General features: G+C 39.8%; 1 protein-coding gene and 1 pseudogene. Both read left to right on the plus strand.

Going from position 1 to position 1,635, the window contains the following annotated elements; genetic code table 11:
• Window positions 1-1,094 (plus strand): transposase (locus tag C4E06_RS10705; RefSeq protein ID WP_107668045.1); only part of this gene is annotated, 1,094 nt, incomplete at its 5' end.
• Window positions 1,095-1,187: 93 nt separating this feature from the next.
• Window positions 1,188-1,635: pseudogene (locus tag C4E06_RS10710) on the plus strand (dihydroxy-acid dehydratase); the annotation flags it as partial.

Below are 1,635 nucleotides of genomic sequence, written 5' to 3' on the forward strand. Positions count from 1 at the left end.
CCAGCGCGCGGGGAAACCCTAAGAAGAAAGTCAAGGGAATTAAGGACTTATTAAGCCTTAAGCCTGACATCGCTATTATGGAACCCACCGGCATTAACTACCAAAAAGTATGGGGTAACATACTAGCTCAAAATGGTGTAGAAGTTAGACTGATTAGTCATAGAGCGTTAAGCACTCATCGGGATCATTTAGACTTACCTGATAAGGAGGATGAAACTGATAGCTTTGCTCTCGCTCATTATGGTTTACAAAACTTAAATAATAAGAGTAAGTTCTTAACGATTCGAGAACAACCTATTAACAGAATCAGAGAACTTTGTCTAAGACTAGAACATCTTAATAGGGTACAGAATCCTATCATTAATCGAATGAGACAGGATCTGGCCTGGCAGTTTCCAGAAATTAGTCAAAGACAAATCAGAAGAAAAGGGTACACAGTGCCTATCTTTTATCGTTGGTTAGCTGAAGAAAGTCAGTCTAAAAAGTATGATAGGGAATACTCTGAGACGGTTGGCTTAGGTTTAACTGATGATGTTCGATTACACGCTCAAAGGTTATGTGACCTACAAAGAGAGGAAATCAAGATAGAAAAAGAATTAGATCCATTAATTAATGATCCTCAATTCTTTTCTTATCGAAAGGTTTTTACAGAGTTTCGTTTTGGGTTCAGACATCAAGCTATTCTTATCAGTCAAATCTATCCGTTTGAGAATTTCTTAGGAGAAGATGGTAAGCCCATTGTGGTGTTTAAACGGTCTACTAAAAAGAGTAAAAATTCTCATACAAAGAGATATTTATCTCGGAGAAGATTCGAGAAAATGCTAGGGGTTGCCCCAACTGAAAACAGTAGCGGTAATCAGAGCAAAAAGAAAGTAGTCGGAGGATCTTCTTTATGTCGTAAACTTTTCTGGCAATGGATCTATACGAGTGTTCAACCCATGCAGGCCAGAAAGAATAACCCTATTTTGTGTGAGATCCATGAGTGGATGAACCGACCCAAATTACAGGGGACTCCTTACCGATTGTTAATGATGAAGACCGCCAGCCATGCAGCTAGATTACTGTTTAAAAGGTTAGTTGAAGAGTTAACATAATCATTATCAACTATAATGATCAATATCAATTGATAGGATAAATGTACCTATTAATTGTTTTTTCCCACAGAGTTTACTATAAGGAACGCTACAATGTCTGAGAATGCAAGAAGTCGTGTTGTCACCCAAGGAAGTCAACGCACTCCCAACCGTGCCATGTTGAGGGCTGTGGGCTTTGGAGATGATGACTTTAATAAGCCTATCGTTGGGGTAGCAAATGGCTTCAGTACCATCACTCCCTGTAATATGGGGATTAATGACTTAGCCAAACGCGCTGAGGCAGGAATTAGAAATGCTGGTGGTATGCCCCAAATGTTCGTACTATTACTATCAGTGATGGTATTTCAATGGGGACTGAAGGCATGAAATATTCCCTCGTCTCACGGGATGTTATTGCCGACTCCATCGAAACCGTTTGTAATGGTCAAAGCATGGATGGAGTGATTGCCATTGGTGGATGCGACAAAAATATGCCAGGGGCAATGATAGCCATGGCTAGAATGAATATACCTGCAATTTTTGTCTATGGTGGAACCATTAA

It is taken from the genome of Cyanothece sp. BG0011, assembly GCF_003013815.1.
GTDB lineage: Bacteria > Cyanobacteriota > Cyanobacteriia > Cyanobacteriales > Microcystaceae > Crocosphaera.